Genomic DNA, 14,655 nt, shown 5'->3' with positions numbered 1-14,655 from the left:
CCGAATTACGCTTTGTGTTCTTTAATAAGTTCGATGAAGTGATCGAACAGAGGTGCTGCATCGTGTGGACCAGGGCTTGCTTCAGGGTGACCCTGGAAGCTAAATGCTGGCTTATCTGTACGGTGGATACCTTGTAGCGTACCGTCGAACAGAGACTTGTGCGTTGCACGTAGGTTTTCTGGAAGTGTTGCTTCGTCAGCCGCAAAACCGTGGTTCTGAGAAGTGATCATCACTACGTTACGATCCAGGTCTTTCACCGGGTGGTTTGCACCATGGTGACCGAACTTCATCTTCACAGTTTGTGCGCCAGACGCTAGCGCTAGGATTTGGTGACCAAGACAGATACCAAAGATTGGCAGACCTTTCTCAAGGAAAGTCTTAGTTGCTTCGATAGCGTACGTACATGGTTCTGGATCGCCAGGGCCGTTAGATAGGAAGACACCATCTGGGTTCATTGCTAGTACTTCTTCAGCAGAAGTTTCAGCAGGAACAACCGTTAGGCGGCAGCCGCGGTCAACAAGCATGCGCAGGATGTTGCGTTTTGCTCCGAAGTCGTAGGCAACAACGTGGAATGGCAATTCGCTGTCTGCTTTCGCTTCAGGAAGTCCACCCGTAAGCGTCCACGAACCTTGTTTCCATTGATACGCTTCTTTTGTTGTAACCTCTTTCGCAAGATCCATTCCTTTTAGGCCAGGGAATTCTTTTGCTTTCGCAAGTGCTAGTGCTTCGTCTAGGTTATCACCTGCAACGATACAACCGTTCTGAGCACCTTTCTCACCAAGCAGACGAGTCAGCTTGCGGGTGTCGATATCAGCGATACCAACGATGTTTTGAGATTTAAGGTAATCAGAAAGTGATTGCTCGCTTCGGAAGTTAGAAGCAATAAGAGGAAGATCGCGGATTACTAGGCCTTGTGCGTGGATTGCCGATGATTCTTCATCTTCGGTATTTGCACCGGTGTTGCCAATATGAGGATAAGTAAGAGTAACAATTTGCTGGGAATAAGAAGGATCAGTAAGAATTTCTTGATAACCCGTCATCGAGGTATTGAAAACTACTTCGCCAACAGCTGAACCATCTGCGCCAATGGATACGCCGTGGAACACTGTCCCATCTTCTAGGACTAACAGTGCTGATTTACTCAAGACAACCTCCAGAATAAAGATGCATTAAAATTGAATTATATTGCAATTCTTCCATCCTTTCAGCATAAATATGTTGCTTTCGAGGACTTCAGACAAATTGGCGGTATGATAGTGATCGCTGTGACCAGTGTCAACATTCTCAATAAAATAAATTTAGTATTTGTTCCCCATTACACAGCTTTTGAGTTAAAAGCTGCAAAAACAGAACTTAACCTATGCTTAAGCGCAATTATTCATGGGTTTTATCCCTCAAACCTCGAATCAGCGATATCCATCAACCATTTTCAATCGCAACATTTACGCAAACGTTCAGCAACTCGACAAAAGCGTTACTTTTGAGGTTATTCCTCACATTTCCAACCAAAACCAATAAAAAACACAACAAAATAGTCGTTTTCACTTGATTTTTAGGCGTCTAAAAATTCATCAAACAATTGCAGATACAAAAATGCGCCGAACCAGTCGACGCATAATTATCTAAATCAATTTTTAAGTGACGATTACAAGACGTCTAAGCCAAGTACTTCCGTCATGGTATAAAAACCTGCTGGCTTATCAACAAGCCAAACACCCGCTTTTACCGCACCGTTAGCAAACGTCATGCGATCGGTCGCTTTATGAGTGATTTCTACACGTTCACCGATGTCTGCGAACATGGCTGTATGCTCACCGACGATGTCACCGGCACGGATGGTAGCAAAACCGATCTCATCTTTAGTTCGCTCACCGGTAATACCTTCTCGAGCATAAACGGCAACATCGTTGAGTTCATTACCCATGGCTTTAGCAATTGCCTCACCCATTCCAATGGCAGTGCCCGATGGTGCATCGACTTTGTGGCGATGGTGCGCTTCAACGATTTCGATATCGGTGTAATCGCCCATCACTTTTGCTGCTTTTTCTAGCAGTTTGAACACTAGGTTCACACCCACACTATAGTTAGGTGCCATCACGATTGGCATCTCTTGTGCCGCTTGATCAATGTACGCTTTTTCTTCTTCAGAAAAACCCGTGGTCCCAATCACGATTTTCTTACCATGCTTCTTACATAGTTCGATATTCGCTAGGGTACTTACTGGGGCGGTAAAGTCGATCAGTACATCAAACTCTTCAACGACTTTGGCAAAATCATCCACTAAAGCGACAGAAAGTTTGCCTTCACCTGCTAGCTCACCTGCGTCTACGCCGATAAGAGAAGATTCTGGTCTTTCTGATGCTGCACCGAGTTGTGCTTGAGGGTTGCTCTGAGTTGCCTTAACGAGATTACGGCCCATGCGGCCTGCTGCTCCTGCAATCGCAATTTTTACCATTGCGTTCGTTCTCCGTGATGAAAGGTGTGATCAATGTAACGTAATTACCACAAAGATTCCATATATTTAGTGCAAGATCGCATTTTTTTTGATCCCCAAAGTATTAATACTTATATCCAATTCTGGATGGCATGACCTTAATCCTGCGGACAAAAAAAGGGCTCCCAGATGGGAGCCCTTTTTTCGTATGAGAACGCTAGTTATAGCATTACTTCTTAGCAAGCTTCTCTTTGATACGAGCTGCTTTACCAGAACGCTCACGTAGGTAGTACAACTTGGCACGACGTACTGCACCACGGCGTTTAACTTCGATGCTATCAACCATTGGAGAGTGAGTTTGGAACGTACGCTCAACACCTTCACCGTTAGAGATCTTACGAACGGTAAATGCAGAGTGAAGACCACGGTTACGAATAGCGATTACAACGCCTTCGAATGCCTGTAGACGCTCACGGTCACCTTCTTTTACCTTAACTTGAACAACAACTGTGTCACCAGGTGCGAAGTTAGGTAGGTCTTGTTTCATTTGCTCGTTTTCAAGAGCTTTGATGATGTTACTCATTTTCTAAATTCCTAGAATAAACTGATACTAAATTAAATAGGTTACTTTGCTCGATGTTCTCTAATGAACTCGGCCAGTAATTGTTCCTGTTCGTCAGTCAGAGCTAGGTTTTCCAGGAGCTCTGGTCTTCTAAGCCAAGTTCGGCCCAGCGACTGCTTAAGTCGCCAGCGACGAATTTCCTTATGGTTACCTGATTTAAGCACTGCCGGAACAGTCTCACCATCAAGTACCTCAGGGCGCGTATAGTGCGGGCAATCCAAAAGGCCATTAGCAAAAGAATCTTCTTCTGCTGACGCAAAATCTCCCAGAACACCCGGAACAAACCGAGAGACTGAATCGATTAGCGTCATGGCTGGAATTTCACCGCCTGTCATCACGAAATCACCAATAGACCATTCTTCGTCTACTTGTGACTGGATGATACGCTCATCTACCCCTTCGTAGCGGCCACAAATAAGAAGCAGGTTCTCATTGGTAGCGAGCTCTTCAACCCCTTTCTGGTCAAGTTTACGACCTTGAGGCGATAGATAGATTACTTTCGTCTTTCCCGGTGCTGCTTGCTTGGCTGCATCAATGGCATCGCGCAAAGGCTGTACCATCATCAACATGCCAGGACCACCACCGTAGGGTCTGTCATCGACAGTGCGATGTTTATCATGAGTGAAATCGCGAGGATTCCATGTCTCTATTGATAAAAGACCACTTTTTACCGCTTGACCTGTTACTCCATAATCAGTAACGCTGCGGAACATTTCAGGAAATAGGCTAATTACGCCAACCCACATGTTGCTGCTCGCTCTGTGTTATGGATTAGAATCCAGGATCCCAGTCAACTTCGATCCGTTGAGCATTGCGATCAACATTTTTGATCACTTGCTCTTCAAGGTACGGGATTAACCGTTCCTTTTGCCCAAAAGCATCTTTAAGATTTGCTTTCACAACCAAAACATCGTTCGAGCCAGTCTCTAATAGGTCAACGACCTCACCAAGGTTATAGCCCTTAGTGGTAACAACTTGCATACCGAACAACTCGCGCCAGTAGAACTCGTCTTCTGACAATTCAGGTAGTGATGCAGGGTCAATAGCGATTTCGACGTTAGTAAGAAGCGCTGCGTCTTCACGCTGCTCCATACCTTCAAGCTTAACCACCATACCTTTGTTATGGCGCTTCCAGCTTTCTACTTTACACTCAACCCACTCGCCCTTTTGTTTCATAAACCAAGGGCTGTAGCTAAAAATGCTTTCAGCGTTGTCTGTGTAGGAAAAAACTTTAAGCCAGCCACGAATGCCATAGGTAGCACCAAACTTGCCCATAACAATTCTTTCGTTTTGCGTGCTCATCGTTTCTTTATCCTTCATCGACATAAACTAGAATTAAGCCGCTTTTTGAGCGTCTTTAACTAGCTTAGCTACGCGGTCAGATACAGATGCGCCTAGACCAACCCAGTGGTTAACGCGATCTAGGTCTAGACGTAGACCTTCTTCTTGACCTTGAGCAGTAGGGTTAAAGAAACCTACTTTCTCGATGAAACGGCCAGTTGCCGCTTTACGGCTGTCCGCTACTACGATTTGATAGAATGGACGCTTCTTAGCGCCGTGACGTGCCAAACGAATGGTTACCATGTCGTCCTCTTTGCTTTCTCAAAAATAAAATTAACCCCAGAAGCCATTTATCAAAAACAACTTGGGGTCTCGTGCCAAAATAAAGCCCCGGAATTTTACTCTTATTCAGGGGCTTTGCAAGGGTTTTAGCTACTTTTTCACCAACGTAATCGCAAGCGGTTGGTTATAGACAAAATGTGAGCCAGTTAACGTGCTGATAATTAAGTTGGATGAAACGTGGTTAAGGGTCGAAGGGGAAAAGGGGCGCTTCGCTTAAGGGAACTGCGAAAAGCGCCCCCCCTTAAACCCTTAAACCCTTAAACCCTTAAACCCTTAAACCCTTAAACCAATAATATTCATCCGAATAAAAAAGCCGACAGCATCCACCGTCGGCTCAATATTTACATCACTTAACAGTATGGTAAACGCTATTAGCGACCAAACGGGTTGAAACCACCGCCCATGCCGCCGCCACCCATACCGCCCATCATGCCTTGCATGTTGCGCATCATGCCTTTCATGCCGCCCTTCTGCATCTTCTTCATCATCTTCTGCATCTGGGTGAACTGTTTTAGCAGGCGGTTAACGTCTTGAACCTGAGTACCAGAACCCGCAGCGATGCGCTTTTTACGCGAGCCTTTGATGATTTCAGGGCGCTGGCGCTCTTTCATCGTCATAGAGTTGATGATGGCTTCCATCTGCTTAAACATTTTGTCATCGACTTTGTCTTTTACATCCGCAGGGAGTTGAGACATGCCAGGAAGCTTATCCATCATGCCCATCATGCCGCCCATGTTTTGCATCTGGCCAAGTTGCTCACGGAAGTCCTCAAGGTCAAAACCTTTCTTCTCTTTGAACTTTTTAGCTAGCTTCTCAGCTTTCTCTTGGTCAACGTTTTTCTGCAGGTCTTCAATCAGTGATAGGACGTCACCCATACCTAGGATACGAGAAGCCACACGCTCTGGGTGGAACGGTTCTAGAGCGTCAGTCTTTTCACCTACACCAAGGAACTTGATTGGTTTGCCAGTGATATGACGAACAGAGAGCGCCGCACCACCACGGGCATCACCATCCACCTTGGTCAGTACCACACCCGTTAGCGGTAGGGTGTCACCAAAGGCTTTGGCAGTGTTCGCCGCATCTTGACCTGTCATTGCATCAACAACGAATAGGGTCTCAACTGGATTGATAGCTGCGTGAAGATCTTTGATCTCCGCCATCATCTCTTCATCAACCGCTAGACGACCTGCGGTATCGACAACCAGTACGTCGTAGAATTTCTTCTTCGCATGGTCAATCGCTGCATTGGCGATATCGATAGGCTTTTGGTCAGCTGTCGATGGGAAGAAATCAACGCCTACATCACCCGCTAGGGTTTCAAGCTGCTTGATCGCCGCCGGACGGTAAACGTCGGCAGAAACCACCAGCACTTTCTTTTTATCTTTTTCTTTAAGCAGTTTAGATAGCTTACCTACCGAGGTGGTTTTACCCGCACCTTGTAGGCCCGCCATTAAGATCACTGCTGGCGGCTGAGCCGCTAGGTCTAACGCTTCGTTAGACTCGCCCATCACAGACTCAAGCTCTGCTTGAACGATCTTGATGAACTCTTGACCTGGAGTCAGAGATTTAGAAACTTCCACACCAACGGCACGTTCTTTCACGCCCTTGATGAATTCACGCACCACTGGCAAGGCTACGTCAGCTTCCAGCAGCGCCATGCGCACTTCGCGCAAGGTATCTTTAATATTGTCTTCGGTCAGTCGACCTTTACCGCTGATATTCTTCAGCGTTTTGGACAGTCGTTCCGTTAAATTGTCAAACATAGTCTTCTTTGCTCAGTCGGTACGCTATTGCGAAACTTAATTGCATGGGAGTATACCTGATCCCTGTCTAGATAAGTAGCATCCCCCTAATGTCGATACTAGGCACGTTACTATCTCTTGGGTATAATCCCTTATTCTACCAATAATTTTGTGAACTTTATGGAAAGCTTGATCGCAGTTGCTGCCGTTATTCTTTATGCTCTAGCCATTAGTATGATCGTGCCTGGACTTGCCCATTCGACGGGAATAAAAACCCGTACCGTGTTCACAAGTGCTGCGATTGCGTTGGTATTCCACGCTTGGCTACTGTCTGACCTCATTTTTCGTGGCAGTGGACAAAATCTAAGTATTCTAAATGTTGCTTCATTGATCAGTTTCATCATATCTATGGTGCTTAGTGGCTCAATGTTCAAGACCCGATTGTGGTTTTTGCTGCCTGTTGTTTATGGTTTCTCGATCTTAAACATCATCGCTGCAACCTTCTTACCCAGTGCATACATTACCCATTTAGAAAATGCCCCAACGTTATTGCTGCATATTTCTCTCGCACTTTTTGCCTATGCAACCCTAACTATCGCAGCCCTTTATGCGATCCAACTCGCTTGGTTAGACAATAAGCTAAAAAACAAAAAATCACTTGCCATCAACCCTAATCTCCCACCGTTACTTAAAGTGGAGCGCCAACTATTTAAGATTATCTTAGTCGGTAACGGATTGCTTACTGCAACCTTGCTCACTGGGTATTTCTTTGTCGGTGACATGTTTGCCCAAGGTAAGGCACATAAAGCGGTGTTTTCGTTTATCGCTTGGGTAATTTATAGCGTTCTGCTGTGGGGCCATTATCAAAAAGGGTGGCGAGGCACGCGTGTTACATGGATTACGGTTATTGGTGCCACACTTCTCACACTTGCTTACTTTGGCAGTCGCTTTGTTCGCGAGTTTATCCTTGCCTAAGGTAAGGTCGCTTGCTTTTTCAATACAACACCGCTAAAAACAATTAAGTATCTGAACGATAATTAAAGGATAAAAGGACTCAATCAGTTGGACGCCATCTCAACCGAAGTATTGTTTGCAATCTTGGCAGTACTCATCGTTATTTCGGGCTATTTCTCAGGATCGGAAACCGGAATGATGTCGCTTAACCGCTATCGGTTAAGGCATATGTCGAAAGAAGGGCACAGAGGTGCTAGGCGTGTCGAGAAACTGCTCTCTCGTCCAGACCGCCTTATCGGCCTTATTCTTATCGGCAACAACCTCGTTAATATTCTTGCTTCTGCTATTGCGACCATCATTGGTATGCGCCTATACGGTGACTTAGGTGTTGCCATCGCAACGGGTGCGCTCACACTTGTAGTACTCGTTTTTGCCGAGGTCACACCAAAGACCCTAGCTTCCATCTACCCAGAGCGAGTCTCTTACGCCAGCTCCATCGTGCTGACCATTTTGATGAAATTGCTTTCACCTCTGGTTGTGATCGTTAACTTTATTACTAATGGTTTTATTCGCTTGTTGGGGATAAAAGTTGCTCATGATAGCGATGACCACCTAAGTTCAGATGAACTGCGTACGGTAGTCAACGAAGCCGGTGGCCTGATCCCTCGCCGCCACCAAGACATGCTGCTGTCTATTTTGGACTTAGAGAACGTCACCGTGAACGATATCATGGTGCCACGTAACGAGATTACTGGTGTCGACATCAATGACGACTGGAAGTCTATCGTTCGCCAACTGACCCACTCCCCTCATGGCCGAATTGTGCTGTATCGCGATCAAATTGATGAAGTGGTTGGCATTGTTCGCCTTCGTGAAGCTTATCGCTTGATGCTAGAAAAGAACGAGTTCACTAAGGAGAGCCTACTGCGTGCGGCGGATGAAGTTTACTTTATTCCAGAAGCAACCCCGCTCAATGTTCAGCTACTCAAGTTTCAACGCAATAAAGAGCGTGTAGGACTTATCGTTGATGAGTATGGAGACATCATTGGCCTGATTACGCTGGAAGATATCCTTGAAGAGATCGTCGGGGAGTTCACCACCTCGATTGCTCCAAGCCTCTCAGATGAGATCACACCACAAACCGATGGTAGCTTCTTGATTGAGGGCAGTGCCAATATCCGAGATATCAATAAAGGCCTAAAGTGGCAACTACCCACTGATGGACCACGAACCTTAAACGGCCTTATCTTAGAGCATCTAGAAGATCTGCCAGAGAGCCATATCAGTGTGAAAATTGCTGAGCACAATATGGAGATAGTCGATTTTACTGAGAATCGAATAAAGATGGTGAAGGTTTATCCCATCGCATAATGCACTATAGATAAAAACGGGCAGCTAGATAGTCTAGCTGCCCGTTTTTTATGGGCTTTTAGCCCCTCCCCTTTTCAAGCGGCCGGCGCTCCGGGGGAGATTGGGAGGGGTTAAATTACGGAGTTGGGACTTGCGACAAGCCCTACCATGGCCTAACCCCCTCCAGCTCCCCCTTGAAAAGGGGGAGGGCAAAAAGCGCTAAACTTTAAGCTCTTTCAACATCGACTCAGGCAATGCTAGCTCATCGTTCTTATTCACTTGGATGCCAGCATCGATGATGCCTTTAGCGATTTCTTGTGCTTCTTCCAGCGAGTGCATCGCTGCGGTACCACACTGGTACTCATTTAGTTCAGGGATCTTATTTTGGTCTTCGACCTTAAGTACATCTTCCATCGCTGCTAACCAAGCTTGCGCAACCTGAGACTCTTGTGGTGTGCCAATCAGGCTCATGTAGAAACCGGTACGACAACCCATAGGAGAAATATCGATGATCTCAACGTCACTACCATTTAGATGGGCGCGCATGAAGCCTGCATATAGGTGTTCTAAGGTGTGAATGCCTTTCTCAGACAAAATTTGTTCATTGGGAACGCAAAAACGCAGGTCGAAGACAGTAATGGTGTCGCCTTTTGGGGTTTGCATTGTTTTTGCCACACGCACAGCAGGTGCGTGCATACGAGTGTGATCGACGGTGAAACTGTCTAAAAGTGGCATTGCTGTTACTCCTTAACTATAGGGTGCTTCGATACCCTAAAAAAACCAGCTTTGGTTGTCTTCTAATTCTTTACGGCACTGTTTGAGTTGCCAGCCATAATCTTTTGCTTGTTGCTCGACTTTGCGTGCAACCTTTTTTACTGACGGCTTGCTATTGTAACTCTTACGTTTAAAGCCGCCTCGACCTTCATGGTAGGCGAGATATTGATTATATGCATCCCATTTTGATACGCCAAGTTGACGCTGAGTTTCATGGGTGTACCACCCAACAAACATCATGGCATCGTCAAAGTTAGTCCGAGAGCCACCGTGATTGGTCGCTTTTTGAAAGTCTGACCATGCAGGGTCTTGAGCCTGAGCATAACCATAAGCACTGCTGACTCGTCCCCAAGGGATAAAGCCAAGTACATAGTCTTTGGGCGGTCTGGCGTCATGGACAAAGCTGCTCTCTTGCTTGATAAACGCCATCGCTACCTGAATAGGCGTGCCCCAACGCTCTTCCATATCAACCGCATCATCAAACCAGCTCGGTTTTTCACGAAAGATTTCACACAAATTGGATTGTTGCTTAGGAGGTGCTGTGGCGCAGCCTGCTAGCGTCAATAAAGCCAGCAGTGCTGAGAGTGTTTGTAATTTGCGTTTCCCTACGCCAATCATCGCACTACGCCTCTTTCATATAGGCAAAGTAATCGGCGAGAAACTGAGCAAACGGCGCTTCCTCGGCACTGTCTAACTGAGCTTGCTTGGCCAAAGAGCTTTGCGTTTCTTCTACGAAACTCTGCTCACTGTAGGTTTGGTATTCATGCGCTAGGTGATGCTGTTTATATGCTTGCCCCAATACATTACCTGAGCCGATTAACCCTTCGTGTTGCTTTAAGTGCTCAAGCAATTGCCCTGAAATCGTAAGTTCTGGGTTGTCTATCCACTGTTGTAATTGCTCACAAACCGTTTGGTACTCGTTGCCGCCGTGGGCAGCATCCATGACCTCAGCGACTTGACGTAAATCGTCAAACACTTTGTGTGCCCATGCTTGCAAGCTTAACTTCTCGCCACTGCAACCGATTTGCAGCTCTAAACCACGCTCTCGACCTGAGAGAATCACCTTCTCCCAGTTCTCACGCCAACACTCTAACTCGCAGTTATCCATCGGATCTGAGTCACTCAATACTGCCCAAGTTAGGAAAAGGTCTAAGAAACGGATCTGCTGTTTTGTGATACCAATAGGGCTGAACGGGTTCACATCCAGTGAACGAACTTCGATGTATTGAACACCACCACGGGAGAGCGCTTGAGAAGGTTTTTCATCGTTTTCCGTCACACGCTTAGGACGAATTGGTGCGTAAAGTTCGTTTTCAATCTGAAGCACATTAGAGTTAAGCTGCTTATAGTCACCATCCACTTTTACTCCAATTTGAGCAAACTCAGCCGATGGCGTTTTAATCGCTGCATTTAACCCATTAAGGTACTGCTCCAAGCTGTTGAAACCAATCTTGAGCTCACTCTGAGCGCTGTTGGTATAACCCAAATCACTCAAGCGAAGTGAGGTTGCCTTAGGTAAGAATAGGGTTTGACCAATATTTTCAAATGGCAGCTTAGTCTCTCGACCTTGGATAAACGAAGGACAAAGCGCAGGTGATGCGCCAAAGAAAAATGGGATCAACCAACCAAATCGGTAGTAGTTTCGAATCAACCCAAAATAAGCGTCCGAAATTTGTGCTTGTCGCTCTTGCTCACCGTCTAATACCGCATCCCAAAAGCTGTCTGGAAAAGAGAAATTAAAATGTACACCAGAGATCACCTGCATCAGGCTGCCGTAGCGATTTTTTAGCCCCTCTCGATACAAGGTTTTCATACGGCCAGCATTCGATGAGCCGTATTGAGCCAGCACAATATCGTCTTCATTTTTAATAAAACACGGCATCGATAGCGGCCAAAGCGCCTCTTCACCGAGATTCTTCTGAGTGAAGTGGTGGGTATCACTTAACTGATCAACCAAAGTATCAATGGATTGCGATACTGGGGTAATAAATTCAAGTAGCGACTCAGCATAATCGGTAGTAATGCGTTCATGAGTCATGGCTGAGCCAAGCGTTTGAGGGTGAGGCTGCTTCGACAACTCACCATCAGTGGTGTATCGAAGTGACTCACGTTCGACACCGCGATTTAGCTGAGTAAAAACAGAAGGCTGGGCGGCAACTTGAGCCAGTCGCTGGGAAAATTTGTTCAAAACGGACATCACTTCTCAGGTTAAGATTTGGTAAGCATAATCATTGTGCGATATGAAAGAAAGCAGCGCCATTGGCGCTGCTACATTTATGGTTCCTTTATGGCTCAATTTCAAGCTCTTTGATTGGAATATTCAATGTTTCCAACTCTGGCTTAAGCTTTTTAGCATCCCCGACAACAATTATCTGATAATCACTCGGGTCAAACCACTTCGCTGCCACTTGATTGAGCGTCGATTGATCAATGTTTTGCAAAATCTCATCTCGCTGCTGCAAGTAGTCCTCATCCAACGCATAGGTGAGGATACCGTTCATCAACTGAGTTTTCTTGCTCGGTGTTTCGTACTTAAGTGCATCACTCTGTCCAATCGCCGATTGCATGAACTGAATTTCTTTTTCGGTGACCCCACTTTGAGCAAATTCGTTCATCTCGTTAATGAACTCACGAAGTGCCGGTACGGTGGCATCGGCACGAACTTGCGCATCAAACACCACTGCGCCGCTCTCACGAGAACCGTAGGCATAGCCATTCGCACCATAAGTATAGGCCTTGTCTTCACGTAAGTTTTGGTTAATACGACTATTGAAGTTACCCGCCAAGTTATAGTTGGCCAGTTGCATCAAGTAGAGCTCACCTGTCGGATCAAAAGGCAACCCAACACGCGCTAAACGAACAATGCTTTGCGGCGCATTGGCTTTATCCACCAGATAGATGGCTCGCTGCTGATCAGCCTCAACCACTTGTGGCGTAAACAGAGGCGCAGGTGCACCTTGCCAATCATCAAACAAGCTCAAAGCCGATTTCAGTTGACGGCGACTGATGTCTCCAACGGCTACCACTTGTGTCCCTTGTGGCGTATAGTGCTGTTGATAGAAGGCTTTAACATCTTCCAAAGTCAGCGCTTCAATAGAAGATTTAGTGCCATCACTTGCTCGACCAAACAAGGTTTTCCCATACAGGGCTTCACGGGTAGCTTGCGAGGCTAACCACGATGGTTTTTGATGTTCATAGATAACACTTTGCAAAGCTTGCTGCTTAACCCGCTCAAAAGCGGCGGGTTCGAAGGCTGGCTCGAGCAATACTTCTTTCAATATCGCTAATGTGGCATCCACATTCTCTTCCAAGCTACTGACCGAGATGGTGGTGGTATAGCCTCCGGCATTGATACTGATGTCACTACCCAAGGTATCCAACGCCAACTCTAATTCCTGGATCGTGCGCTTAGATGTGCCCTCTTGCAACATCGAAGCCGTGAGTCCAGCAAGCCCCTCTTTACCTTCCTCAACGTAACGACGCCCCGCTGGCAAAGACATTCGCAGTTGCACCGTAGGAGTTTCATCACTGACGGTGCCAATCACTTCAATGCCGTTATCCAAGTACAATCGATACAGCTCTGGCATATTACTGCTCACAGCGCCTGAAGAGGGTGGCATCACACTGCGGTCAAAGCTTTCAACTGGCCTGCGAACGTCGAGTGAATCTTGATCCACTTTCTCCGCTACTGGGTAATTTCTTGGTGGAGGCATAAAGTTTGGTTGCCTAGCCGCACGCTCTGGGTGGCCTTTTGGTACCACACTCAACGTTACTTTCGGCGTATCAACCATATATTTCTGATACACCTCGCCAATACTTTTTGCAGTCACCGATTTAAGTGCATCCAACTCCTGTTCCATGCGGTTAGGCTGGTCAAAATAGACTTGGTTTTCCGCTAGAGTCGACACTTTACCTTTAACACTTTGTAAGCCAAACACGCCGTTTGCATATGCTCGTCCCACCAAAGCATTAAGTTTTTGATCTTCAATCGGCTGCTCAGAGAAACGTTTCACTGACGCTTCAAGCTCATCGTCTAATGCTGCCAACGAACTATTGGCATTACCCATCAGATACACATTCATTGTACAGGCGAGCTCAGCACAGTCGTGGAAGGCCCCCGCACTGACGGCCTTATTGGTTTCTACAAACTCTTTGTACAACGGGCTACTGGTGCTGCTTCCGAGCAGAGCTGCAAGCATATCCAGTGACGCCTGATCGTCAGCTCCCATGTATGACGTAGGCCAACTCATCACTAACATAGGTTGGCGAACACGGTCTTCTAGCGTAATGAACCTGTCTTGTGCTAGCAACGCTGGCTGTTTTGGTGCTTTCTCCACTTCAGGACCACGAGGGATCTCACCAAAGTATTTCGCAACCCACTCCAAGGTTTGCTCAATATCAATGTCTCCACCAATGGTCAGTGTGGCATTGTTCGGCCCATACCAACGCAAGAAAAAGGCTTTAAGGTCGCCGACATCAACTTTATCTAAATCTTCGACATAGCCGATGGTTTGCCACGAGTAGGGATGACCTTCTGGATACATGGCTTCGCCAATGCGCTCCCACATCAAACCGTACGGACGGTTATCATAGTTTTGAGCCCGTTCGTTTTTCACCGTGTCACGCTGCACTTCAAACTTGCGTTGCGAGACCGCATTGAGTAAATACCCCATACGATCAGACTCTAGCCACAACATCTTTTCCAGCTGATTGGAAGGTACAGTTTGGAAATAGTTAGTCCGGTCTCGGTTAGTGGTGCCGTTGAGTGTACCGCCCGCTTCAGTAATGATACGAAAGTGCTCTTGGTCACCGACATGCTCAGAACCTTGAAACATCATGTGCTCAAAAAAGTGGGCAAATCCAGATTTACCGATCTCCTCACGCGCAGAGCCAACATGGTAAGTCATATCAACATGCACCAATGGATCAGAATTATCCGGTGCTAAGATCAGTGTCAGCCCATTGTCGAGTTGGTACTTTTGGTAAGCAATAGCGACTTCATCGGATTTTGGGTTAGATTGCTCAATGAACGTAATCCCTTCAGGGATAGAGCTAAAGACAGAAATAGAAGAAACGCTACTGCACCCAACAACAGCAACTGATAGCAAGCCTGCTATCAAAAATTTTTTCATACATTGGACCTTATTATTATCAGA

13 protein-coding genes are annotated in these 14,655 nt (G+C 46.4%); 2 read left to right on the top strand and 11 right to left on the bottom strand.

The window, feature by feature from the left end; translation table 11 throughout:
- Window positions 1-5: 5 nt before the first annotated feature.
- From carA to ffh, 7 genes are all read right to left on the bottom strand, one after another.
- Window positions 6-1,145 (bottom strand): glutamine-hydrolyzing carbamoyl-phosphate synthase small subunit, encoded by a 1,140-nt coding sequence (gene carA, locus J4N39_RS02430; RefSeq protein ID WP_252021589.1) that lies wholly within the window; start codon window positions 1,143-1,145, stop codon window positions 6-8.
- A gap of 500 nt (window positions 1,146-1,645) precedes the next feature.
- Entirely contained in the window at window positions 1,646-2,455 is an 810-nt protein-coding gene (gene dapB, locus J4N39_RS02425; protein ID WP_252021587.1) for a 4-hydroxy-tetrahydrodipicolinate reductase, read from the bottom strand.
- Between the two features lie 208 nt (window positions 2,456-2,663).
- Window positions 2,664-3,017, bottom strand: coding sequence for a 50S ribosomal protein L19 (gene rplS, locus J4N39_RS02420; RefSeq protein ID WP_252021585.1), 354 nt, complete (start codon window positions 3,015-3,017; stop codon window positions 2,664-2,666).
- A gap of 41 nt (window positions 3,018-3,058) precedes the next feature.
- Window positions 3,059-3,802, bottom strand: a complete 744-nt coding sequence (gene trmD, locus J4N39_RS02415; protein ID WP_252021584.1) for a tRNA (guanosine(37)-N1)-methyltransferase TrmD — start codon at window positions 3,800-3,802, stop codon at window positions 3,059-3,061.
- A 25-nt stretch (window positions 3,803-3,827) separates the two neighbouring features.
- Window positions 3,828-4,382 (bottom strand): ribosome maturation factor RimM, encoded by a 555-nt coding sequence (rimM, locus tag J4N39_RS02410; protein ID WP_252021582.1) that lies wholly within the window; start codon window positions 4,380-4,382, stop codon window positions 3,828-3,830.
- 9 nt (window positions 4,383-4,391) lie between these two features.
- On the bottom strand, window positions 4,392-4,640 hold the full coding sequence (gene rpsP / locus J4N39_RS02405) for a 30S ribosomal protein S16 (protein ID WP_252021580.1): 249 nt from the start codon (window positions 4,638-4,640) through the stop codon (window positions 4,392-4,394).
- 410 nt (window positions 4,641-5,050) lie between these two features.
- Window positions 5,051-6,442, bottom strand: a complete 1,392-nt coding sequence (gene ffh, locus J4N39_RS02400) for a signal recognition particle protein (protein WP_252021578.1) — start codon at window positions 6,440-6,442, stop codon at window positions 5,051-5,053.
- Window positions 6,443-6,601: 159 nt separating this feature from the next.
- On the opposite strand from ffh, the gene J4N39_RS02395 reads away from it, so the two are divergent.
- Entirely contained in the window at window positions 6,602-7,396 is a 795-nt protein-coding gene (locus tag J4N39_RS02395; RefSeq protein ID WP_252021576.1) for a cytochrome C assembly family protein, read from the top strand.
- A gap of 87 nt (window positions 7,397-7,483) precedes the next feature.
- Window positions 7,484-8,746 (top strand): HlyC/CorC family transporter, encoded by a 1,263-nt coding sequence (locus J4N39_RS02390; RefSeq protein WP_252021574.1) that lies wholly within the window; start codon window positions 7,484-7,486, stop codon window positions 8,744-8,746.
- 198 nt (window positions 8,747-8,944) lie between these two features.
- On the opposite strand, the gene luxS is transcribed toward J4N39_RS02390, so the two are convergent.
- From luxS to J4N39_RS02370, 4 genes are all read right to left on the bottom strand, one after another.
- The gene (luxS, locus tag J4N39_RS02385; RefSeq protein WP_252021572.1) at window positions 8,945-9,460 is read right to left on the bottom strand and encodes an S-ribosylhomocysteine lyase; all 516 of its coding nucleotides are present in this window, start codon (window positions 9,458-9,460) and stop codon (window positions 8,945-8,947) included.
- A gap of 36 nt (window positions 9,461-9,496) precedes the next feature.
- On the bottom strand, window positions 9,497-10,117 hold the full coding sequence (locus J4N39_RS02380) for a transglycosylase SLT domain-containing protein (RefSeq protein ID WP_252021571.1): 621 nt from the start codon (window positions 10,115-10,117) through the stop codon (window positions 9,497-9,499).
- Between the two features lie 4 nt (window positions 10,118-10,121).
- Window positions 10,122-11,687 carry a glutamate--cysteine ligase gene (gshA, locus tag J4N39_RS02375; protein ID WP_252021569.1) on the bottom strand — a complete coding sequence of 522 codons (1,566 nt, stop codon included), beginning with the start codon at window positions 11,685-11,687 and terminating at the stop codon, window positions 10,122-10,124.
- A 97-nt stretch (window positions 11,688-11,784) separates the two neighbouring features.
- A complete protein-coding gene (locus tag J4N39_RS02370; RefSeq protein WP_252021567.1) occupies window positions 11,785-14,631 on the bottom strand; it encodes a M16 family metallopeptidase in 2,847 nt (948 codons plus the stop codon).
- Window positions 14,632-14,655 lie beyond the last annotated feature (24 nt).

The organism is Vibrio sp. SCSIO 43136 (genome assembly GCF_023716565.1).
Taxonomy (GTDB): Bacteria; Pseudomonadota; Gammaproteobacteria; order Enterobacterales; family Vibrionaceae; genus Vibrio.
This window is presented reverse-complemented; position numbering and strand designations above follow the sequence as displayed.